Origin of the sequence: Agromyces sp. S2-1-8 (assembly GCF_021129215.1) — a bacterium.
In the GTDB taxonomy this organism is placed as follows: Bacteria; Actinomycetota; Actinomycetes; order Actinomycetales; family Microbacteriaceae; genus Agromyces; species Agromyces chromiiresistens.
The window spans coordinates 3,618,268-3,640,190 of sequence record NZ_JAJOLP010000001.1 but is presented as its reverse complement, the minus strand read 5'-3'; the positions used below and the strand labels follow the sequence as shown (position 1 = coordinate 3,640,190).

The window sequence follows — 21,923 nt, the reverse complement described above, 5'->3', positions numbered from 1 at the left end:
CAGGATACGGGTGGCGTGTTCACGCCGGCGCGTTCCACCGCCCGAGCTTCTCGGGGTTGCGCATGACCCAGGCGTTGGTGATCGCGTCGCCGCGCACCTCGATGACGGCGACGGTATCGACGATCCCGTCCTCGCCGAAGGCGAGCGTGAGCCCGTCGGCCGTCTCATGCAGCGACCACTCGAGCGCCGGACCGCGCTGGGTGAGGGTGCCGGCGATGAATCGGGCCACGCGGTCGGGGCCGAGCACGGGGCGTCGCGTCGCCGAGACGAATCCGCCCCCGTCGGAGTGGAGCACGACGTCGGGGTCGAGCAGCGACAGCAGCGACTCGAGCCGCCCCGTGCCCGCTGCGGCGACGAACGCGCGCACGACCTCGTCGTGGCGCTCGCGGCTGACGACGCCCGCTCGTCGCTCGCGCACGTGCCGGCGGGCGGAGGCGGCGAGCTGCCGGCAGGCCGCGGACGTGCGTCCGACGACCTCCGCGATCTCGGCGAACGGCATCGCGAACACCTCGTGCAGCACGAACGCGACCCGCTCGGCGGGGGTGAGCGACTCGAGCACGACGAGCAGCGCCGTCGAGACCGACTCGTCGCATCGCGCGATCGAGCGGGTCGTCGGCGGCCCGCACCGCGAACCGTGCGGCGTCGGCGGTCGGCAACGGCTCCGGGAGCCACTCGCCGACGTAGTGCTCGTGTCGCCGACGTGCCGAGCCGAGCTGGTCGAGGCAGATGCGGCCCACCGTGCGCATCAGCCACGCGCCGGGCCGGTCGACCGAGTCGCGGTCTGCGGGAGGCATCCGGTACCAGCGGGCGAAGCCCTCCTGCACCGCGTCCTCGGCGTCGGCCACCGTGCCGAGCATGCGGTAGGCGAGGCCGACGAGGGCGGGCCGCTCGGCGTCGAGCGCCTCGTCGCGCGCGTCGGTGGGAGCGATGGGCGCATCGGGCATGCCCCCAGCCTCGCACGCGGCGACGCGCCCGGCACCTTGCATTCCGGCGGGCTGCGTCGTCGAGATGGTGAAGGGGCGAACGGATGCCCCGCCCGCCGCCGCATCCGCGGCCCGAATGCAGAGGAGCCCATCATGAAGATCGCCGTTGCCGGGGGAACCGGAACCGTCGGACGCCACGTCGTCGACGTCGCCCGCGAACGCGGGCACGAGGTCGTGGTGCTCACCCGCTCGGCCGGGGTCGACGTGATCTCGGGCGAGGGACTCGCCCGGGCGCTGCAGGGCGTCGACGCGGTCGTCGACACGAGCAACGTGACGACGCTCGACGCGAAGAAGGCCGAGGCGTTCTTCACGACGGGGTCGCGGAACCTGCTCGCCGCAGAGGCCGCGGCCGGCGTGCCCCACCACGTGCTGCTCTCGATCGTTGGCATCGACCGTGCGCCGTACGGGTACTACGCGGCGAAGCTCGCCCAGGAGCGCGTCGTCGAGCAGGGCGACGTGCCCTGGACCATCCAGCGCGCGATGCAGTTCCACGAGTTCGCCGGGCAGATGCTCGAGGGCATGTCGTTCGCGGGCGTCCACCTCGCGCCGAAGGTGCGCACCGCGCCGGTCGCGGCGCGCGAGGTCGGCGAGCGACTCGTCGCGCTCGCTGAGGCCGGCCCCGCCGGGCACGTCGCCGACCTCGCCGGCCCGCGCGAGGAGCGGCTCGAGGAGATGATCCGCAAGCTCGCCAGAGCCCAGGGCCTGAAGGGACCGGTGCTGGCCGTGTCACTGCCCGGCAAGCAGTTCGCCGCGATGCGATCCGGCGTCACGTTGCCCGGTCCGGGCGCCGTGCGTGCGACCCGGACGTTCGACGAGTGGGTGGCCGACCGATAGCCTGCACCAGTGAAGACCATCGATCTCGCCGGCATCGCGGCGCCCAACGTCGTGCTCGGACTCATGCGCATCGAGCAGCTCGGCGACGACGAGGTGCGCACCCTCATCGGCACGGCCCGCGACGCGGGCATCGACTTCTTCGACCATGCCGACATCTACGGCGAGACGCTGCACGCCTGCGAGCGCCGCTTCGCCGAGGCGATGCAGCTGACGCCCGCGGAGCGCGAGCAGGTCACCCTGCAGACGAAGTGCGGCATCGTGAAGGACGGCCCGTACTTCGACTTCTCGTACGAGCACATCATCGAGTCGGTCGAGGGGTCGCTCGAGGCGCTGCAGACCGACTACCTCGACATCCTGCTGCTGCACCGCCCCGACGCCCTGGTCGAGCCCGACGAGGTCGCCCGGGCGTTCGACGAGCTCGAGGCGTCAGGGAAGGTGCGCGCCTTCGGGGTCTCGAACCACACGCCGAGCCAGCTCGAACTGCTGCGCCGCTCGGTGCGGCAGCCGATCGTCGCCAACCAGCTGCAGCTGTCGATCACGCACGCGCCGATCATCGCGCAGGGCATCTCGGCGAACATGCAGGGGTTCTGGCAGTCGACGATGCTCGACGGCGGCATCGTCGACTACTGCCGGATGAACGGCATCACGATCCAGGCGTGGTCTCCACTGCAGGCGGGGTTCTTCAGCGGCGTGTTCCTCGGGTCGGCCGACTACCCCGAGCTCAACTCGGCCATCGACCGGCTCGCCGAGAAGTACGACGTGGCGCCGATCGCGATCGCGACCGCGTGGATCACCCGGCACCCCGCGAACATGCAGGTCGTGCTCGGCACGACCAACCCGTCGCGCGTCGCCGACGCGGCGGCGGGCTCGGCCGTGCCGCTCACGCGCCCTGAGTGGTACGAGCTCTTCCGCGCCGCCGGCTACCAGGTGCCCTGAGCGCCCTCAGGCCGGTCGCCACCGAGGCCGTCCGTACCGACGCCTCGCGATCTGGTGGGCCGTCGCGCTCGCGCGCATCGTCGCGACGGCGCACCGCTCGCCGCGCTCAGCGGATCCGGCGGGGAATCGCGCCGGCGGCTGTGTGGATTTGTGGATGTGTGGACGCCTCGGGCGTGGATTTGTGGATTCATGGACGCCTCGGGTGTGGATTTGTGGACTTGTGGACGCCTCCACGGAAGTGGATCTCCCGCCCAGCCCGATTCAGCCCGATTCAGCCCGATTCAGCCCGATTCAGCGCGATCTCGTCGACGTGCCGGCCGTCGCCGGCGTCGACCTTGCGAACGCGGCATCGAGGATGCTGCGCCGGAGCCCGTTCGCCCGCTCGGCGAACCCGCGCTGCCGACGCACGTACTCGGCCTTGCCGTCGGGCGTCTCGATGCGCACGGGCTCGCCGCCCCACGGCTCCATGTCGTAGGGCGACGCCTGCATGTCGAGATAGCGGATGTCCCTGGCCAGCTCGAACGCGTCGAGCAGCAGCTCGCCGGGCACGAGCGGACCGAGCTTCACGGCCCACTTGTAGACGTCCATGTTGGCGTGCAGGCAGCCGGGCTGTTCGAGCCTCGGCTGCGTCTCGCGGGTCGGCTCGAAGCGGTTGCGCGGCACCGCGTCGGCCGTGAAGAACCGGTAGGCGTCGATGTGGGTGCAGCGCAGCTCGTGCGCTTCGACGACCTCGTCGGTCGCGGCCTGGCCGAGCCGCAGCGGCACGGGGTGGCGGTGCTCGCGCTGGCGGTACACCATCGCCCACTCGTGCAGCCCGAAGCATCCGAACGCGCCCTGGCGTGACGCCGTGAGCCGCAGCATGCGCTCGACGGTCGCGAGCATCGGTCCCTTCTCCGCCTGCATCGCGTCACGGTCGACGACGAGCGATCCGGGGGAGCGGCCGGCGCCGTACCAGCGCCACTCGGCGCGAGGCGTGCCGGCGGCGCCGTCGAGCTCGAGGCCGGGGCCGGGATGCCAGCGGCGCAGCAGGCTCGGCGAGTACGAGTAGTACGTGAAGAGGAAGTCCTCGATGGGGTGCTTCTCGCGCGCCGCTGCGCGGGCGCGATGACCGGCCGTGAGGGCGTCGGCCCGCTCGGCGTGCGCCCCGGCGCGGGCACGCCAGTCGTCGGCGGCGAGCACGGTGGTCATGCTCCAAGGGTACGTTCCCGGCCGGTCGAGGAGCGCGAAGCGCGTATCGAGACCACCGTCGGCGAGGGCTCGTGGTCTCGATACGCCCCTGCGCGCCCACTCGACCACGGATCGCATGTCGGCGGCGGGTGCGAGACTGGGCGCGTGCTGCTCCAAGAGCTCGTCACCACCGCCGACGCCGTCGCGTCGACCCGGTCGCGCCTCGCGAAGGTCGACGCGCTCGCCGAACTGCTGCGCCGGCTCGAACCCGACGAGATCGCGCCCGCCGTGGGCTTCCTCGTCGGCAAGCCGCGACAGGGTCGGGTCGGCGTCGGCTGGCGCGGGCTCGCCGCCGCGGTCGATGCCACGCAGGCGGCAGTCGAGCCGTCGCTCACGGTCGACGAGCTCGACGAGACGCTCGACCGGCTCGCCGCGGCGGGCGGTGCCGGCTCGTCGGGCGACCGTGCTCGCGAACTGGCCGACCTGCTCGGGCGCGCGACCGACCGCGAGCAGCACTTCCTCGGCGGCGTGCTGCTCGGCGAGATGCGCACGGGGGCGCTCGAGGGCGTGCTCACCGATGCGATCGCACGCGCGGCCGACCGGCCGGGCGACGTCGTGCGCCGTGCGGCCATGCTCTCGGGCGACCTCGGCGAGACCGCGCGGCTCGCGCTCACCGGTACGGTCGAACAGCTCGAGGCGGTCGGGCTCGTCGTGGGTCGGCCCGTGCTGCCGATGCTCGCCGCGACCGCATCGACGCCGACCGCCGCGATCGAGCTCACGGGTGAGGCATCCGTCGAGTACAAGCTCGACGGCGCGCGCATCCAGGTGCATCGCGAGGGCGACGACGTGCGGGTCTTCACGCGCAACCTCGCCGACGTCACGCACCGGCTGCCCGAGGTCGTCGAGGTGGTGCGTTCGCTGCCCGTGCGCGACGTGATCCTCGACGGCGAGACGCTCTCGCTCGACGAAGAGGGGGCGCCGCGCCCCTTCCAAGAGACGATGTCGCGGTTCGGCGCCGAGCGCGCCCGCGAGACGGTGCTTCATCCCTGGTTCTTCGACGTGCTGCATGTCGACGGACGCGACTTGCTCGACGAGCCGCTCGCGACGCGGCTCGCCGAGCTCGAGCGCATCGCGCCCGCGCACCGCATCCCCGGAGAGGTGACCGCCGACGCCGAGACGGCCGAGCGGGTCTCGGCCGAGGCGCTCGCAGCGGGGCAGGAGGGGGTCGTCGTCAAGGCGATCGGCTCGACGTATGCCGCCGGGCGGCGCGGGTCGAGCTGGGTCAAGGTCAAGCCGGTGCACATGTACGACCTCGTCGTGCTCGCGTGCGAGTGGGGTTCGGGGCGCCGCACGGGCTGGCTCTCCAACCTGCACCTCGGCGCACTCGATCCCGATGGCGAGTTCGGCGAGCCCGGCGGCTACGTCATGGTCGGCAAGACGTTCAAGGGCCTCACCGACGAGCTGCTGCGTTGGCAGACCGAGCGCTTCCAAGAGATCGAGGTGCGGCGCACCCCGCACACGGTCTGGGTCGAGCCCGTCACCGTCGTCGAGATCGCGATCGACGGCGTGCAGCGGTCGAGCCGCTACCCCGGCGGCATCGCCCTGCGCTTCGCGCGCGTCAAGGGCTATCGCGACGACAAGCGGCCGGCCGACGCCGACACGATCCAGACCCTGCGGGGGCTGCTGCGCGGGTGACGGCCGGTCGCCCGGCCGATACTGTGGCAGCGTGAACTGGCAACTGCTGGTTGTGCTCACCCTGCTCGTCGCGTCGATCGTGATGTTCGCGATCAACCGTCCGCGCATGGACGTCGTCGCGGTGGGTCTCCTCGTCGCCCTTCCGCTCACCGGGGTGCTGACGGTCCCTGAGACGCTGTCTGGGTTCTCCGACCCCAACGTCGTGCTCATCGCCGCGCTCTTCGTGATCGGCGAAGGGCTCTCGCGCACCGGGCTCACCTACCGGCTGGGCGACTGGCTCTCGGCGAGGGCCGGAACGAGCAGTACCCGGCTCATCGTGCTGCTCATGCTGGGCGTCGCGCTGCTGGGCGCCTTCATGAGCTCGACCGGGGTCGTGGCGATCTTCATCCCGGTCGTGCTGAGCATCGCCACGCGACTGCGCATCTCGCCGCGCCAGCTCATGATGCCGCTGAGCTTCGCCGCGCTCATCAGCGGCATGCTGACCCTCATCGCCACCGCGCCGAACCTCGTGATCGACGCCGAGCTCGTGCGTGCGGGCGAAGCGGGGTTCGGGTTCTTCTCGGTCACCCCGTTCGGGCTCGTGGTGCTCGCGCTCGGCATCGGCTACCTGCTGATCGCCCGCCGGTTCCTCGGCGCCGACACGGCCGACGACTCGGCAGCGGACGACCGCACGTACGGTCACCTCATGCGCGACTACCGGCTCGCCGACCGCGATCGGCGAGTGCAGGTCGGGCGCGGGTCGCCGCTCATCGGGCGGAGTCCCACCGAGATCGACCTGCACCGGCACGGCATGCGCGTCATCGCCGTGGAGCGCCGTCGGTGGCTGCAGCGCACGCTCCGCGTCACGGCGACCGGACTGTCGTCACCGGTCGTCAGGGGCGACGTGCTGCTCGTCGACGTCTTCGCACCTCGCGACGACCTCGCCGAGGACCTGCGCCGCCTGCACCTGCGCGTCCTCCCGGTCGACGAGGGGTTCCTCGCCGAGCGATCCCGCGAGGTGGGCCTCGGCGAGGTGATGCCGCCGCCGAATTCGGCCGCGCTGGGCCGGACCGTCGGCGAACTGCGCACCCGCGAGCTGTACCGGATCGACGTGATCGGCCTGCGTCGCGGCACCGAGGCGTTGCCGGGCTCGCTCGCCGCCGAACGCGTACGACTGGGCGACACCCTGCTCGTCGTCGGGGCCTGGGACGACGTCAAGCGGCTCACCGCCCGCAGCACGGACTTCGTCGCACTCGAGCTTCCCGCCGAGGTGCGCGAGCAGTCGCCCGCGGCGAACCGCGCGCCGTACGCGCTGCTCAGCGTCGTCGTCATGGTCGTGCTCATGGTCACGGGCATCGTGCCGAACGTGATCGCCGCGCTCATCGCGTGCCTCATGATGGGCGCGTTCGGCTGCATCGACATGCCGAGCGCCTACCGGTCGATCCACTGGCCGACGCTGTTGCTGATCGTGGGCATGCTGCCCTTCGCGCTCGCCCTCGAACGCACGGGCGGCATCGACCTCGCGGTCGACGCCCTGACCGGCCTCCTCGGCGAGGGGAGTCCCGTCGTGCTGCTCGCGGGCCTGTTCGCCACGACCGCGGTGATCGGGCTGTTCGTGTCGAACACCGCCACGGCGGTGCTCATGGGGCCCGTGGCGATCGCCACCGCCGAGAAGCTCGGGGCCTCGCCGTACCCGTTCGCGATGGTCGTCATGCTGGCAGCCTCGGCCGCGTTCATGACGCCCGTGTCGTCGCCCGTGAACACGCTCGTGCTCGGACCGGGCCGCTATCGGTTCGCGGACTTCATGCGGATCGGCACGCCGTTCGCCCTCGTCGTGATGATCGTGGCGATCACCATGGTTCCCTGGCTGCTGCCGCTGTACCCGAACGGTTGAGCCGTCTCAGCGCGGCGTGATCGAGTCGACGAACTCGTACGCCTCACGCGCGACCTCGCGCCACCGATCGACGCCCTCGCCGACGGGCACGACCGCCCACTCCCGCATCGGTCGCCCGCGCATCACCATGTTGTCGAGGCCGGACTCCTCGATGCGGTCGGCATCGAGCTTCACGACGAGGTCGCCCTGCGACGACACGAACGCGAAGAACTTGCCGCGCACCGACAGGCCCTCCGAGCCGAACATGCGGCCGAAGCCCACGTCGGGCTCGGCGAGCAATGCCGGCGCGAGCTCTTCGAGGAGTGCGAAGCCCTCGTCGCGCGTCGCCACGTCGTCGGTCCTCCCGCTCAGACGTTCACCCGTCGACCCTGATCCCCGTCACCGGGACTCCGGCCCGGTCGTACGCGAGGCCGATCGCGCCGCTGCGGTACGTGCGCGCGGGCTCGGCGAGGGTGAACGCCGCCGGCTTCGCCCCGTCGCGGAAGACCCGCTTGCCGGTGCCGAACGCGACCGGGTAGACGAACAGGTTCAACCGGTCGACGAGGTCCTCGTCGAGGAGGGTCTGCAGCAGGTCGCCGCTGCCGATCGTGTGGATCTCCGTGAACCGCTCCTTCACGGCGGGCAGGTCGCGTGCGGCGTCGCCGAGCACGGTCGTGCCCTCCCACTCCGCGTCGCGGAGCGTGCGCGAGACGACGAACTTCGGCACCGCGTCGAACTTCTCGGCGATCGGACCCGTCTGGTGCGGCCAGTACGCCGCGAAGATGTCGTAGGTCTTGCGTCCGAGCAGCAGCGCGTCGAGCCGGTCGATGCCGGCCATGATGTCGGCACCGTTCTCGTCGTCGAGGTACGGCGCCTGCCATCCGCCGTACGGAAACCCGTGCTCCTCGTCTTCGTCGGGGCCGCCCGGGGCCTGGTACACCCCGTCGAGCGTGACGAACAGGTCGGCGGCGATGATGCCCATGATTCGCTCCTTCGCATGCCGGGCGGTACGGGCGCCTCGGCTCGTCGTCGGTGCGGTTCGCGGGCGTGCTCCGCACCGCTCTCCATCATTCGCGCCTTCGGCCCGGGATGGAACCCCCGGGCGGGATGCCGCAACAGCAGCGTCACCGGGCCGCCGCCCGGGCCGCGGCATCCCGGTCACGGATGCCTCGGCCTCCGCCGGCCGAGCTGTAGGAACTCGCGCGCGGCACGCCCGTGCCGGGTCCCGGATGATCGGCGTGCCGCGCGAGAGTTCCTACAGCTCCGCCGGGGATGCCGCCGCCGACGTCGGCCGAGAAGCTGTCGTCCGCCCTCGGAAGAGCGCGCGATGCGCCGCGGGGCTCACGCCGAGCCGGCGCTGGAAGTGGTGACGCAGCGTGACGGCGCTGCCGAAGCCCGATCTCGCGGCGACGAGCTCGACCGGGACGTCGTCGCTCTCGAGCATCGACCTCGCGTGGTCGACGCGCTGCTCGAGCAGCCACTGCTGCGGACTCGTCGCCGTTCGATCGCGGAACCGCCTGGTGAAGGTGCGCCGGGAGAGGTGCACCGCCCTGGCCCACGAGTCGAGGTCGATCGGGTCGGCCACGCGCGCCCTGGCCCACGCCATCGCCACCTCGATGGGATCGTCGCCCGCGGGATCGGCGATCGGCACCGGGATGTACTGCGCCTGTGAGCCGCTGCGATGCGGTGCGAGCACGAGCGACCGGGCGTACCGGGTGGCCGCGGCGCTGCCGTGGTCGGCGCGAACGAGGTGCAGGCAGCAGTCGAGCGCGGCGGCGACCCCCGCGGAGGTGACGACGTCGCCGAGGTCCGACCAGAGGATGTCGCGGCGGACGACGACGCCGGGATGCTCGTCGGCGAGGCGGTCGGCGAGCGCCCAGTGCGTCGTGACCTCACGGCCGTCGGCGATGCCGGAGGCGGCGACGACGAACGCGCCGAGGCAGAGTCCGACGATGCGCACGCCGCGAGCGTGGGCCGTGCGGATCGACTCGAGCAGCCGCCCGGACGGCTCGCGATCGACGGACCAGCTCGGGATCACGATCGTATCCGCGTCGTCGAACGCCTCGAGCCCCGCGTCGACCGCGATCGAGAAGCCGGCTCCGGTCGTGAGCGAACCGGGCCGCTCGGCGCAGACCGTCACCCGGTAGAGCGCTTCGGCGCCGTCGAGGCCCGCCGCCCCGAGCACGAGCGTGGGCACCGAGAGGTGGAACGGGCTCATTCCGTCGAACGCGAGCACGACCACGCGGGGCAGGGGCGAGGCATCCATGTTGGCCTGATCTTATCGCAGCATCGCCTGCGGGCCACTGGCTCGAAAGTGTTCGAGCCGCGAGCATCGGAACATGACCGAAACCTCCACGTCCACGACCACCGCCGCCACCGCCCTGTCCGTCCGTCTGGTCGGCGGCCCGACGGTCGCGTTCGAGTACGCCGGCCTGACCTTCCTCACCGACCCCACCTTCGACGAGCCGGGCGTGTACCCCGGCCGCGTCGACCTGCACAAGCTCACCGGTCCGGCGCTCTCGCCCGACGAGCTCGGCCGCATCGATGTCGTGCTGCTCTCGCACGACGAGCACGCCGACAACCTCGACCACGCCGGGCGCGACCTGCTCGCCCGGGTGCCGAAGGTGTTCTCGACGCCCGGCGCGGCCGAGCGCATCCCAGGCGTGACGGGGCTCGAGAACTGGCAGACCGTGCAGGTCGGCGACGTCGAGGTGACCGGTGTTCCGGCGCTGCACGGCCCGGAGGGTGCCGAGGCCGTGACGGGCGTCGTGACCGGGTTCGTGCTGCGGGCCCCGGGCGAGCCGGTCGTGTACGTCTCGGGCGACAACGCCTCGGTCGACGTGGTGCGCGAGGTCGCCGAGCGGGTCGGGCCGATCGAGGTCGCGATCCTGTTCGCGGGCGGGGCGAACGTCGGCGCGTTCGGCGACGTCGACATCACGCTCAACTCGGGCACGGCGATCGCGGCGGCGCTCGCGCTCGGCGATGCGCTGATCGTGCCCGTGCACGCCGAGGGCTGGGGTCACTTCACCGAGGGCGTCGACGAGCTCGCGCGCGCATTCGCACGAGCGGGGCTCGCCGATCGCCTCCGCGTGCCCGTCCGGGGCGAGAGCGTCTCCGTCGGCTGATCGGCCCGCTCCCGACCGGGTGCCCGCCGTGCCGCGACGGCGGGCACCCGCACCGCGCACGACCGGCGCTCAGTGCTGCTCGCCCACCGGCCCGGGCGCCCCGGCCAGACGACGTCGCCAGACGACGACGTAGCCGGCCGCGGCCACGACCGCGACGACGGTCGCGGCCGTGAAGACCGACTCGACGCCGAACGAGGCCGCGCCGAGGCCGGCGATCGCCGAGCCGAGGGGCAGCGCGCCCCAGCTGATGACGCGCGACGCGGCGTACACCCGGCCGATGAGCCCGGCGGGCGTCGTCCGCTGCCGGATGACCGAGACGACGATGCGCCAGATGCTCGAGCCCGCCCCGGCGACGACGACGCCGGCGGCGACGGCCCACAACGGCGCGCCGAACGCCGACGGGGCGACGAGGGCGATCGTGCCGAGGCAGTCGACGAAGAGCAGCACGCCACTGCCGAACGTGCGTTGCAGCGCGCTCGTCACGAGCGACGCACCGATGCCGCCCGCGGCCATCGCCGTGAGCAGCCAGCCGTACGCGGCGGGGGAGAGGCCGAGCGGCCCTGGTGCGACGGCGTGCACGACGAAGAGCGCGAGCCACATGCCCCACACGAGGTTCATCGCCGCGGTGAGCAGCGTCAGCGAGCGCTGCAGCGGATGCCGCCACAGGAAGAGGATGCCGTCGCGCACCCGGCCGGCCCGGGCGGAAGGTGCGCCGCCGCCCGCCGTCGTCGCGACACCGGACCGCGACCGACGCCATCCCGCGGCCAGCCCGACGGCGGCGAGACCCGCGAGCGCGTACAGGCCGCTGCCCGTCGCGGCGGACAGCGCCGACGAGATGCCGACGAGCCATCCCGCGAGCGGTGGGCCGACGAGCTGGTTCGCGACGTTCACGGTCGCCTCGAGGCGGGCGTTCGCGCTCGTCAGGGCGCTGCCGGGCACGGTCGCCGGCACGGCGGCGACGAGCGACGTGTCGACGAGGGTCTCGGCGACACCGTAGACGAACGCGGCACCGAGCACGGCCGCGACGACGGGCCCGTCGAGCACGACGACGACGGTGAGCCCCGCGAAGGCGATCACGCGGATCGCGTTGACGGTCGCAAGCAGGCGCGGTGCCGGGACCCGGTCGACGATCCACCCCGCGTGCAGCCCGAAGAGCGGCCACGCGATCGTCGCGATCGTCGCGACGAGCGCGATCTCACCCGGCGACGCGCCGGCGGTGAGCGCGATGAGGGGCAGGGCGGTGAGCATGACCCCGTCGCCGAGGTTGGCGGCGCCCGCGCCGGCCCACAGCCAGCCGAACGGCCCGGGCTTCGTCGCCTCGTCGGTCGCCTCGTCGATCACCTCACCAGTAAAATGCTCCATAGCGGTGAGGCTACGCTTGGAGTGTGTAACCTGTCAATCCCATCGAACAGGTGAGAGAATGGGTCAGTGGAATTCGAACACGTCGCGAACTCCCTCGCGCTCGAACTCGTGAACTCGGTGACCGGCCGCGACCAGAAGACCGACTGGCTCGCCGACCCCGCGGTCGCCGCAGCGTGGGCCGACTCGCTCGGGCTGCCGCTCGAGGCGACGATCGACGAGCAGGGCCATCGGCGGCTCGCCCGGCTCCGCACCGCGATCACGGAGGTGTTCGCCGCGATCGCCGCGGGCGAGACCGGCGATCCCGCGGCGGTGCGCGTCATCGCGACCGCCCACGCCCGCGGCCTCGAGGCCCACGGATTCGTCGTCGACGGAGCATCCGTCTCGCGCGACTGGCCCGAGCGCTGGGGCGTCGAGGCCCTCGTCGCCCGCTTCGCCGAGTCGGCGGTCGACGAGCTCACGGGCGACCGGCTCGCGCGCGTGAAGGAGTGCCCGAGCTGCGGTTGGCTGTTCGTCGACACGAGCCGCAACCACGCGCGCCGCTGGTGCTCGATGGAGATGTGCGGCAATCGCGACAAGGCCTACCGGCACTACCATCGCCGTCGCACCGCGATCGACCCGGTGGAGGATGTCGCGGGCCCGGCGTAGCCTGTGCCGCGTGACGGCCGCGACCGCCGGCCGCTCGAGGAGGGACGGACGATGGCCAACCTGGTCGTGCACTTCGAGATCCACGCGAGCGAGCCGCAGCGGCTCGTCGACTTCTACTCCCAGCTGCTCGGGTGGAGCTTCACGCAGTTCGGCGACACGCCCTACTGGGTGATCGACACCGGTGAGGGCGCCATCGGCAACGTCGAGGGCAAGCCGGGCAACGGCATCAACGGCGGGCTCACGCAGCGACAGGGTCCTGCGCCCGAACCCGGTGCCGCGGTCAACGGCTGCAACATCGTGGTCGGCGTCGATGACGTCGATGCCCTCTTCGCGCGAGGCATCGAACTCGGCGGGACCGAGGCGCTGCCGCCCGAGGACATGGAGGGCGTCGGCCGCGGCGCCTACCTCCACGACCCCGACGGCAACCTGTTCGGGCTCATCACGCCGGTGATGAGCGACGGCACGACGGCCATGTAGTGCTCACCCCGCGCGCTCGAACCAGTCGAGTGCGAGCGCCGAGACGGCGTCGGAGGCGTCGTCGGTGATGAAGTGCGCGGCGCCGTCGACGAAGGCGAACTCGAGGCGGTCGGCGAACCGGGCCGGATCGCCCGAGATCCGCCGCACGAGGTCTTCGGTGAACGGCTCGTCGTGGCGGCCGAACACGATCAGCGTCGGGGCATGCAGGCGCTGCTTCTTGTAGGCCCCGCGGAAGATCCGGCCCGCCTCGGGCAGGATCATGCCGCGGTACAGCCTGCCGATCGCGCCGTCGATCTCGGGTCGGCGCGTCGGTGAGAGGTACGACTCCACCGTCTCGGGCGCGAAGCCCTGCGCCGCGTACTCGTCGGTGAAGAGCCAGGCGAGCGAGCGGCCGCGTCGGTGCAGGCTGAGCGGCGGCAGGTGATCGAGCCCGCTCATCAGCTTCGGGCTGAACGACATGAACGTCGGCGGCACCGAGAGCATCACCATCGAGGCGACGCGCTCGGGGTGGGCATAGGCGAACTGCGCTCCCGTGATCGCACCCATGTCGTGGCAGACGAGCCGCACCCGGTCGAGCTCGAGCACGTCGAGCAGGGCGACGAGGTCGTGCCGTCGCGTCTCGCGCCGGATGCGCGGGTCGTCGGCCGCCGTCCAACCCGCGCCGCGGAGGTCGGGGCAGATCGCCCGGTACCCGTGCTCGGCGAGCCGCGGTGCGATCTCGCGCCACTGCCACCAGTGCTGCGGGAATCCGTGCAGCAGCACGACCGGCTCGCCCTCGCCGATCGCGGCGACATGGCTGCGCAGGCCGGGCGTCTCGACGACGAAGTGGTCGAAGCCGGTCGCCGCAGGCAACGGCGGCGACCAGGTCGACGCGTCGGCGGGGACGGTGCGGGGAACGGATGCGTCCATGATGACCTCCGGCTACTCGGTGCGTGGGGACGGCTCGGTCGTGCGCCCGAAGTGGTCGAGCGCGAGCTCGGCGACCGCGTCGGGCGCATCGTCGACGATGAAGTGCGCGGCGTCGTCGACGAACGCGAGCCCGAAGTCGTCGGCGTACCGGTCGGCGTCGCGGCACAGTCGCCTGATGAGCGACTCGTCCCAGGGATGGTCGAGGCGGCCGAACACGACGAGCGTCGGGGGGTGCAGCCGCTGTCGGCGGTACTCGCCGCGTGCGAACCGCAGCGACATCGGTATCGCCATGCCGCCGAAGATCCGGCGGACGGCGCCGTCGACCTCGGGGCGCGACGCGGGCGCCAGGTGCGCCGCGACCGTCGCAGCCGACGGCGGGTGCGCGATGTGGCCCTCGTCGTAGAGCCAGTCGAGCGAGCGGCCCGGGCGGTGCGCGAGGAGCCGCGGCATGTGCCGGAACCCCGGCGCGAGCTTCGGGCTGAACCCCATGAAGAACGGCGGCACCGAGAGCTGCACGAGGGAGCGAACGCGCTCGGGATGCCGGTACGCGAGCTGAGCGGCCGGGATCGCGCCCATGTCGTGGGCGAGGAACCGCGATCGTTCGAGGGCGAGCGCGTCGAGGAGGGCGATCAGATCGTCGAGGTACGTCTCGGGCCCGATGCGCGGGTCGACCGCCTCGGTCCAGCCCGTGCCGCGCAGGTCGGGGCAGACGGCCCGATAGCCGGCGGCGGCGAGCCGTGGCGCGACCTCCCGCCACATCCACCAGTGTTCGGGGAATCCGTGCAGCAGCACGACGGGTTCGCCCTCGCCGATCGTCGCCACGTGGCTGCGCAGTCCGGGCGTCTCGACGACCAGATGCTCGAAGCCGGGCGCGTCGGGCAGCGGCGGCGACCAGGTGGGTGCTCGGGCCTCGAGCGTGTGGCGTGCGTGCTCGTCCATGACGACTCCTTCGTCGCGGCGCTACTACGTTCGTAGTAGGACTATGTTCATAGTAGACCCGAACGAGCGAGGTGTACATGCCCACGACCCGAGATCGTGCCCTCGATGCGGCGATCGAGCTGCTCGGCACCGAGGGGGTGCGCGCGCTCACCCACGCCAGGGTCGATGCGGCCGCCGGGCTGCCCGCCGGCAGCACCTCGAACTGGTTCCGCACCCGCAGGTCGCTCCTCGCCGGCTGCGTCGACCACCTCGCCGAGCAGGAGCGCGCCGACTTCGACTCCTCCGGCGCGCCGGCCCCTCGCAGCCCCGACGAGTTCGTCGAGGGGCTCTGCCAGATCTTCGACCTGCAGACCGGACCGCTCGCCGCGAGAACCCGAGCGCGGTACTCGCTGTGGCTCGAGCTCGGCAGCGACCCCGAGCTCGGCACCCCGCTGCGCCGGCAGCGACTCGAGTTCGAACGCTGGACGGAAGCGTTCCTGGTCGGCTTCGGCATGCCGCACCCGGCGACCGCGACGAAGACCGTCATGGCGCTCGGCGACGGACTGGTCCTGCACCGGCTCACCGTCGACCCGGTGCTCGACGCGCGACCCCTCCTCGAGCGGGCGGTGCGCGCACTCATGGCAGAGGCGTAGCGGTCGCACAGCCCGAGGCGAGGCATCCGGGCAATGCTCGCTGCCGACGTGAGGAGCCAGCCGTGACCGACCGAACCGACGCCCGATCGACGAACACCGCCCGCGAGGCCGACCGCCGCTGGGTCGACGCCGACGGCAACGAGATCGACGAGGACCACCGGGGCCTCGTCCACGACATCCGCACCCTCGTCGATCGCCGTCGCGCACTCGGCATCTTCGTCGGCATCGGGCTCACGACGCTGCCCTCGTCGGAGCCGGCGTCTACCTCTGGCACGGCGATCGCGCCGGGAACTACTCGTTGTGCTCCCCGGGCGTCGAGCACGAGAACTACCCGCGCGCCGTGCAGGCGACCGACGAGACGGGTACCGTGCGGTCCACCTCCAACTACCCCGCCTGCTATTCGGGGCGCCGGCCGCACATCCACTTCGAGATCTACTCCGACGTCGACAACGCGGTCGCCTCGGGGCCGATCGTGAAGACCTCGCAGATCGCGCTGCCCGAAGAGGTCGACTTGCTCGTCTGCGCGACGAGCGGCGATGAGCAGAGCGTGCGCGGCGCCACCCCGAGAACGAGGATGCCTCGTGCCGCAGGTGCGGCACGAGGCATCCTCGTTCGATCAGGGCCGGAGCCCCGTTGCTCAGGCCTTCCGGCGGCGGGCGGCCACGAACAGTGCGGCACCGACCAGCAGGGCGAGCCCGCCGGCGATCATCGGTGCGAGGCCGTCGAAGCCCGTCTCGGCGAGGTCGCCGTGACCCGGAGCCGCCGGGCTGGAGGGCGACGGGCTCGGCGACGGGCCGGGCCCGGGCGACGGCGTCGGCGTCACCGCGGCGGCGGTGTTCGTCACCGTGACCTCGACGTTCTCGCCGTCGGCGATCGTGACGGTCGAAGCGCTGAGCTCGGGCGTGCCCCACTCGATGCCGTCGATCGCGGGCAGGTCGACCTCTTCGAACGTGACGACCGTGCCGGCGGGCAGGTCCTGCGGTCCGTCCACGACCGTGCCGTCGGCCGGCAGCGAGAGTGCTCCGTCGACGGTCTCGCCGCCGAGGTCGTACGAGTACGCGAGCGTGAAGGTCGTGCCGGCGGGAACATCGCCCGCCGCGTCGCCCGCGATCTCCTTCGAGGCCGAGAAGCCGCCGGCCGTCGTGACGACGTCGGCTCCGGCGCGGTTCGTGACGCTCACGAGCGTGTTCGCGCCCTCGGCGATCGTGACCTGTTCGGGACTGATCGTCGGGGTGCCCCATTCGACACCGGGGACGGCGGGCAGGTCGACCTCCTCGAAGTCGACGATCGTGCCGACCGGCAGGTCCTGCGGGCCGTCGACGACCGTGCCGTCGGCGAGGAGGGTGAGCTGGTCGGTGACGGTCTCGCCGTCGAGGTCGTACGAGTACGCGAGCGTGAACTCGGTCTCGGCGGGCACGTCGCCGGCTTCGGGGCCGGACACGGTCTTCGCGGCCGAGAAGCCGCCGACCTTCTGGCAGCCGAGCGGGCCGCCGCCGGTCCAGGGGTAGTTGTGCAGCTCGTTGCCCGCGCCGCGGGTGGTGAGGTCGCCGCCGACGTGCACGCGACCGTTGGTCGAGGCTGTGATCTCGGCGTCGGCGTTCGGCGCGAGGATCGAGCCCATGACCTGGCTCGTGCCGCCGACGAGCAGCGTCGTCGTGTCGGTGAAGTTCCAGAGGATGCGCGATGCGGCGTTGCCGAACTCGGCGCTCGTGAGGTCGTCGACGCGCACGCCGTCGATCGCGAAGTAGTTCGGCGCGAACGCCACGTCGTCGCCGGTGACGTTGATGACGATCGGCGCATCCGTGGGCACCGAGGTGAACGTGATCTCGGTGATCGCCGAGATCGCACCGGTGTCGAGCGTGAAGACCTGCGGGTCGTCGCCGGGCGTGCCGACGAACTCGACCTGGTTGCCCGAGACGAGCGTGGTGCCGGTGGCAGGGTGGCCCGCGAGATCGGCCGAGGCGTCGGCGACGACGGTGTGGAAGTCGGCGTTCGGGTCCATCGCGGCGGCCTGGCCGAGGCCGGTCTGGATTCCGCCGCCGTTCGTGACGACGGTGCCGGTCGAGGTGCCGCCGACCTTCACGGCGCCGCCACCGGTGATGTTCGCACCGACGTCGAGCGTCGTCGTCGCGCCGACGACGAGGTCGCCGCCGACCGCGAGCATGGTCTCGCCGCCCGCCGGCACGATGCCCGAGCCCGCGCCGACCACGCCGACGTTGAACACGCCGCCGCTCGTCTTGTCGAAGGTCGCGTTGCCGCGCACGAGCAGGAGCCCCTCGGATTCGGCCGCGCTCGAGGTCGCGTGGAAGTCGCCTCCGGCGTAGACCGCGACATTCGAGTCGGTGTACGTGGGCACCGGGCCGATCGGCGGGGCTTCGCCGTCGGGCGGGCAGAGCGGCAGCGGTTCGGCGGCGTTGGCAGGCGCGGCGGGCGCCGCGGTGGCGAGTGCCACGGCGCCGATCAGGGCCAGGCTTCCGGCGGCGGCGATGGTCGCGCCCGTGCGGAGGGCGCGTCGGATTCGTTGGGGCTTCACGTCTCGGGCTCTCTGTGTTGCAGACGGGGGGATGAGTCGGCGTCGTGCGGGCGCACGATGGTACCACTCGAACAGAGAGACGGTGACGGCGGCGAATCATGACGCAGGTCGCGCGAGTTTTTCAGGTTTCCTTTCGAAGGGCCGGCTGGACGGGGCGTGTCGAGCGGGATGCACGATCGGATCGCATCGGTTAGGTTAGGGTTACCTAAGTAGCACGGAGGGCCCTGTGGCAGTCAGCAACATCGCGATCACGCACGCATCGAGCGGCGTCGTCGAGGCCGAGGTCACGAGGGCGGCGCGAATCTCGCCGCACTTCGTGCGCCTGACCGTCGCGGGCGACGGGATCGCCGACTGGCGCCACCTCGGATTCGACCAGTGGTTCCGGCTCGCGGTGCCGACCGCCGGCGACACTCGCTTCGACAACCTCGCCGAGACGTACGACATGGCCGGCTATCTCCGCTACCTGACGCTGCCGAAGGCGACGCGACCCGTCATCCGCAACTACACCGTGCGCGAGTTCCGCGCCGAGACGGGGGAGATCGACATCGACTTCGTCGTGCACGGCGAGGCCGGTGTGGCCGGGCCCTGGGCGAACGACCTGCCGGTCGGTGCGCGGGTCGCGCTCATCGACCAGGGTTGCGGATTCCAGCCGGTCGAGTCCGACTGGACGCTGCTCGTCGGCGACGAGAGCGCCCTGCCCGCGGTGCTCGGCATCCTGCGCGACCTTCCGCGCGACACCCGGGGTCACGCCATCGTCGAGATCCCCGACGCCGACGACTTCCAGCACGTCGATGCGCCGGCCGGCTTCGATGTGCACTGGGTCATCCGCCGGCCCGAAGCGCCCGCCGGGCGCACAGCCCTCGAGCACCTGCGCGAGCTGCCGTTCCCCGACGGCAGGGTCTACGCGTTCGCCGCAGGCGAGTCGAAGCTGGCGACCGGCGCCCGCCGCCACCTCGTGAACGAGCGCGGCGCGCCGAAGCGGAACGTGTCGTTCTGCGGGTACTGGCGCGCCCGCTGAGCGGCCGGGTCGCCGCGGTCGTAGACTGCGAAGATGGAGGCTCCGTCCAGCACCACGCTGGTCGTCGTCGGAGATGAGACGGCGAGTGCCATCCACGCGCTCGAGAGGTTCGCGAACGTGCGGGCCGCATCGCTGCCCGATGCCTCCGACGCCGAGGTCGCCCGTTGGTCGTCGGGTTCCGATGCCCCGTACGTCGTGCACGACCACGACCCGCTCGCGCACGTCGCCGCGGCCTGGGTGGAGTTCTTCGACGACCTCTCGACCTACGGCGTGCTCGAGCTCGAGATCGCCCGGGCGCTCGAGGCGGCAGGGCGGCACGATCTCAGCGTGCCCGACTACTACGTCGTGATCCACCCCGAGAACCTGCCGGTCACGTGGAAGCACTGGTGGCTCGGCGTGCTCGCGAGCGCGTCGCCCAGTCGCGTCATCCCGTGGCCCGATGCCGACGCCTCGCTCGCGCAGCTGCTGCGCCGGTTGCCCGCCGCGCGGGCGTGGCCGGAGGTCGGCACCTGGCTGCCCACGGTCGCCGCCGCGGTGCCCGACCGCGTCGGACTCGGGTGAGCTCGAGCCCGATGCCCCGGCGATTCAACCGGAAGCGGCTCGGGCGTACCGCTCGGAGTAGGTGCGCAGCACCGAACGGAGTTCGGCGGGCGACTCGACCGTGAAGTCCATGCCGAGCATGCCGATGTACGCCGCGATGGTCTCGAGGCTGTCGGCACCCGTCATCAGGACCGAGGTGCCGTCGTCGACCGGTTCGACGGCGCCGACCGCGGGATTGATGCGATCGAGCACGGCCTCGGCGGACGCGGCGATGTGCAGACGGGCGTGCACGTTCCAGCCCGTCGTCGCGATCGTGCGCATCGCGAAGGCCGTCGGGTCGCCGCCCGGCACCGGCTGCGGATCGAATCGCCGCCGGGTCGGCATGCGGGGCTCGATCCAGTCGACCCGGTAGGTGCCCCACACGCTGCTGCGCGGGTCGCGCGCGATCAGGTGCCAGCGTCGCTGCCAGCTCAGCAGCCGATAGGGCTCGACGAGCACGGGTTCGCCCTTGAAGTCGAAGCGGAGCCACTCGACGTCGCGGATCGCGGCGGCGACGGCCTGCAGCACTGCGGGGTCGACCTCGGGGTCGGGGGCGTCGGTCCCCGTGTTCTCGGGGGCGCGATCGACCGTTCCGTGCAGGGCGGCGACGGTCGGCCGCAGCCTGGCGGGCAGCACCTGCTCGAGCTTCGCGAGCGCCCGCCCGCTCGATTCCTCGATGCCGGCGACGCCGGTGGCGGCGCGCAGGCCGACCGCGACCGCGATCGCCTCCTCGTCGTCGAGCAGCAGCGGCGGCAGCTTGCCGCCGGCGCCGAGTCGGTAGCCGCCGGCCGCGCCGCGGGTCGCGTCGACGGGGTAGCCGAGCTCGCGGAGGCGATCGATGTCGTTGCGGATGGTGCGCGGCGTGACGTCGAGGCGCCGGGCGAGCTCGGACCCGCTCCAGTCGGGGCGAGACTGCAGCAGCGAGAGCAGGGCGAGGAGGCGCGCGGCGGTGTCGGTCATCGCGTCGATCTTCCTTCCGAATTAGGAACGAATCATGCCTATATCGAACGTACCGTCGAAGACATGAACACGACCAGCGCTTCCACCGCCATCCGCCCCTTCCGCATCGAGGTCGCCGAGGCCGAACTCGACGACCTGCGCGAGCGCCTCGCGCGCACCCGGCTGCCCCAGCCCGCCCCGGTCGACGACTGGGATGCCGGCACGCCGAACTCCTATCTCCGCGAGGCCGTGGACCGCTGGCGCGAACTCGACTGGCGCGCCGTCGAGGCCCGCATCAACGCGGTGCCGCACTTCATCACCGAGGTCGACGAGCAGCCGATCCACTTCATCCACGTGCGCTCGCCGCACCCGGGCGCGACGCCGCTGCTGCTCGCGCACACCTACCCCGGCTCGTCGGTCGACTACCTCGACCTCATCGGTCCGCTCGTCGACCCGGTCGCGCACGGCGGCCGCGCCGAGGACGCGTTCGACGTCGTGGTGCCCGACGCCCCGGGCTTCGGCTCCTCGAACCCGGTCGGGGCCGGTTGGACCACTGCCCGCGTGGCCCGCGCCTACGACGAGCTCATGCGCCGGCTCGGGTACGACGAGTACGGCATCCACGGCTCCGACAACGGCGCGCTCGTCGCCCGCGAGCTCGGCCTGCTGAACCCAGACGGCTTCCTCGGGCTCCACGTGCTGCAGCTCTTCTCGTTCCCCTCGGGCGACCCCGCCGAGTTCGAACGGCTCGAGCCGCAGGACTACGCGGGCCTCGAGCACATGCAGTGGTTCCAGTCGGTCGGCGGCTACAACACCATGAATGCGAGCCGTCCGCAGACCGTCGCGGTCGGGCTCAGCGACTCGCCGGTCGGGCTGCTCGCCTACAGCGAGCTCTTCAACTCCTTCGGCAACGGCACGTCGCTCGTGCCGCTCGACGCGATCCTCACCGAGGTCAGCGTCAACTGGTTCGCGAACGCCGCGGCGGGAATGAGCCGCATGTACCTCGAGGACGCCCGTGCGGCTGCGGCGGCGGCCGCGGCGGGGGACACCCCCGCCGTGAACGCGGCGCCCACCGGTGTCGCCGTGTTCGCCGACGACTTCCAGACGATCAGGGTCTTCGCCGAGCGCGACAACTCGAACATCGTGCACTGGAGTCGCTTCGACCGCGGCGGGCACTTCGCGGCGCTCGAGGTGCCCGAGCTCGTCGTCGGAGACATCCGGGAGTTCTTCGCGGGGCTGCGCTCGAGCTGAGCGCAGATCGCCGACCGGGATGCCGTGGGCCCGTGCTCACGGCATCCGCT

Annotated in this window: 22 protein-coding genes and 1 pseudogene; 11 read left to right on the top strand and 12 right to left on the bottom strand. The window is 72.1% G+C overall.

Annotated elements, in window-relative coordinates:
- Positions 1–19: 19 nt before the first annotated feature.
- Both LR269_RS16565 and LR269_RS16560 read right to left on the bottom strand, forming a co-directional pair.
- Positions 20–559: a sigma factor-like helix-turn-helix DNA-binding protein gene (locus LR269_RS16565; RefSeq protein ID WP_231431856.1), complete on the bottom strand. Its 540-nt coding sequence runs from the start codon at positions 557–559 to the stop codon at positions 20–22.
- Positions 560–752: 193 nt separating this feature from the next.
- Positions 753–857: pseudogene (locus LR269_RS16560) on the bottom strand (sigma factor); the annotation flags it as partial.
- 219 nt (positions 858–1,076) lie between these two features.
- Here LR269_RS16560 and LR269_RS16555 point away from each other — a divergent pair.
- Together LR269_RS16555 and LR269_RS16550 are read left to right on the top strand one after the other, a co-directional pair.
- Positions 1,077–1,817 carry an SDR family oxidoreductase gene (locus LR269_RS16555; protein ID WP_231431855.1) on the top strand — a complete coding sequence of 247 codons (741 nt, stop codon included), beginning with the start codon at positions 1,077–1,079 and terminating at the stop codon, positions 1,815–1,817.
- A gap of 9 nt (positions 1,818–1,826) precedes the next feature.
- A complete protein-coding gene (locus LR269_RS16550; protein ID WP_275506415.1) occupies positions 1,827–2,753 on the top strand; it encodes an aldo/keto reductase family oxidoreductase in 927 nt (308 codons plus the stop codon).
- Between the two features lie 291 nt (positions 2,754–3,044).
- Here the strand turns inward: LR269_RS16550 and LR269_RS16545 are convergent, their stop codons facing one another.
- Positions 3,045–3,941, bottom strand: a complete 897-nt coding sequence (locus LR269_RS16545; protein WP_231431854.1) for a 3-methyladenine DNA glycosylase — start codon at positions 3,939–3,941, stop codon at positions 3,045–3,047.
- Between the two features lie 144 nt (positions 3,942–4,085).
- Here LR269_RS16545 and LR269_RS16540 point away from each other — a divergent pair, with 144 nt between their 5' ends.
- Positions 4,086–5,615, top strand: a complete 1,530-nt coding sequence (locus LR269_RS16540; RefSeq protein WP_231431853.1) for an ATP-dependent DNA ligase — start codon at positions 4,086–4,088, stop codon at positions 5,613–5,615.
- A 31-nt stretch (positions 5,616–5,646) separates the two neighbouring features.
- Positions 5,647–7,488: an SLC13 family permease gene (locus LR269_RS16535; protein WP_231431852.1), complete on the top strand. Its 1,842-nt coding sequence runs from the start codon at positions 5,647–5,649 to the stop codon at positions 7,486–7,488.
- 6 nt (positions 7,489–7,494) lie between these two features.
- Here LR269_RS16535 and LR269_RS16530 read toward each other — a convergent pair whose 3' ends face one another.
- The 3 genes from LR269_RS16530 to LR269_RS16520 all read right to left on the bottom strand — a co-directional run bounded on the left by LR269_RS16530 (position 7,495) and on the right by LR269_RS16520 (position 9,733).
- The gene (locus LR269_RS16530) at positions 7,495–7,818 is read right to left on the bottom strand and encodes a TfoX/Sxy family protein (protein WP_231431851.1); all 324 of its coding nucleotides are present in this window, start codon (positions 7,816–7,818) and stop codon (positions 7,495–7,497) included.
- Between the two features lie 25 nt (positions 7,819–7,843).
- Positions 7,844–8,449: a dihydrofolate reductase family protein gene (locus LR269_RS16525; RefSeq protein ID WP_231431850.1), complete on the bottom strand. Its 606-nt coding sequence runs from the start codon at positions 8,447–8,449 to the stop codon at positions 7,844–7,846.
- Positions 8,450–8,722: 273 nt separating this feature from the next.
- A complete protein-coding gene (locus LR269_RS16520; protein WP_231431849.1) occupies positions 8,723–9,733 on the bottom strand; it encodes a GlxA family transcriptional regulator in 1,011 nt (336 codons plus the stop codon).
- A 73-nt stretch (positions 9,734–9,806) separates the two neighbouring features.
- Between LR269_RS16520 and LR269_RS16515 the strand changes: the two genes are divergently transcribed.
- Positions 9,807–10,592, top strand: coding sequence for an MBL fold metallo-hydrolase (locus LR269_RS16515; RefSeq protein ID WP_231431848.1), 786 nt, complete (start codon positions 9,807–9,809; stop codon positions 10,590–10,592).
- Positions 10,593–10,661: 69 nt separating this feature from the next.
- Here LR269_RS16515 and LR269_RS16510 read toward each other — a convergent pair whose 3' ends face one another.
- Positions 10,662–11,954 carry an MFS transporter gene (locus LR269_RS16510; protein WP_231431847.1) on the bottom strand — a complete coding sequence of 431 codons (1,293 nt, stop codon included), beginning with the start codon at positions 11,952–11,954 and terminating at the stop codon, positions 10,662–10,664.
- A gap of 66 nt (positions 11,955–12,020) precedes the next feature.
- Here LR269_RS16510 and LR269_RS16505 point away from each other — a divergent pair, with 66 nt between their 5' ends.
- Positions 12,021–12,599, top strand: coding sequence for a CGNR zinc finger domain-containing protein (locus LR269_RS16505; protein ID WP_231431846.1), 579 nt, complete (start codon positions 12,021–12,023; stop codon positions 12,597–12,599).
- Between the two features lie 51 nt (positions 12,600–12,650).
- Entirely contained in the window at positions 12,651–13,076 is a 426-nt protein-coding gene (locus LR269_RS16500; protein WP_231431845.1) for a VOC family protein, read from the top strand.
- 3 nt (positions 13,077–13,079) lie between these two features.
- Here the strand turns inward: LR269_RS16500 and LR269_RS16495 are convergent, their stop codons facing one another.
- Positions 13,080–13,985, bottom strand: a complete 906-nt coding sequence (locus tag LR269_RS16495) for an alpha/beta fold hydrolase (RefSeq protein WP_231431844.1) — start codon at positions 13,983–13,985, stop codon at positions 13,080–13,082.
- Positions 13,986–13,997: 12 nt separating this feature from the next.
- A complete protein-coding gene (locus LR269_RS16490; RefSeq protein WP_231431843.1) occupies positions 13,998–14,924 on the bottom strand; it encodes an alpha/beta fold hydrolase in 927 nt (308 codons plus the stop codon).
- A 77-nt stretch (positions 14,925–15,001) separates the two neighbouring features.
- Between LR269_RS16490 and LR269_RS16485 the strand changes: the two genes are divergently transcribed.
- Complete coding sequence (locus LR269_RS16485; protein WP_231431842.1) at positions 15,002–15,556, top strand: TetR/AcrR family transcriptional regulator; 555 nt, start codon at positions 15,002–15,004, stop codon at positions 15,554–15,556.
- Positions 15,557–15,988: 432 nt separating this feature from the next.
- Here LR269_RS16485 and LR269_RS16480 read toward each other — a convergent pair whose 3' ends face one another.
- Complete coding sequence (locus LR269_RS16480; protein ID WP_231431841.1) at positions 15,989–16,162, bottom strand: hypothetical protein; 174 nt, start codon at positions 16,160–16,162, stop codon at positions 15,989–15,991.
- Positions 16,163–16,193: 31 nt separating this feature from the next.
- Positions 16,194–18,089 (bottom strand): choice-of-anchor A family protein, encoded by a 1,896-nt coding sequence (locus LR269_RS16475; RefSeq protein WP_231431840.1) that lies wholly within the window; start codon positions 18,087–18,089, stop codon positions 16,194–16,196.
- A 226-nt stretch (positions 18,090–18,315) separates the two neighbouring features.
- On the opposite strand from LR269_RS16475, the gene LR269_RS19045 reads away from it, so the two are divergent.
- Both LR269_RS19045 and LR269_RS16465 read left to right on the top strand, forming a co-directional pair.
- Entirely contained in the window at positions 18,316–19,107 is a 792-nt protein-coding gene (locus tag LR269_RS19045) for a siderophore-interacting protein (protein ID WP_231431839.1), read from the top strand.
- Positions 19,108–19,140: 33 nt separating this feature from the next.
- Positions 19,141–19,668, top strand: a complete 528-nt coding sequence (locus tag LR269_RS16465) for a hypothetical protein (protein ID WP_231431838.1) — start codon at positions 19,141–19,143, stop codon at positions 19,666–19,668.
- A gap of 24 nt (positions 19,669–19,692) precedes the next feature.
- On the opposite strand, the gene LR269_RS16460 is transcribed toward LR269_RS16465, so the two are convergent.
- Positions 19,693–20,646 carry a YafY family protein gene (locus tag LR269_RS16460; protein WP_231431837.1) on the bottom strand — a complete coding sequence of 318 codons (954 nt, stop codon included), beginning with the start codon at positions 20,644–20,646 and terminating at the stop codon, positions 19,693–19,695.
- A 63-nt stretch (positions 20,647–20,709) separates the two neighbouring features.
- On the opposite strand from LR269_RS16460, the gene LR269_RS16455 reads away from it, so the two are divergent.
- Positions 20,710–21,873, top strand: coding sequence for an epoxide hydrolase family protein (locus tag LR269_RS16455; RefSeq protein WP_231431836.1), 1,164 nt, complete (start codon positions 20,710–20,712; stop codon positions 21,871–21,873).
- Positions 21,874–21,923 lie beyond the last annotated feature (50 nt).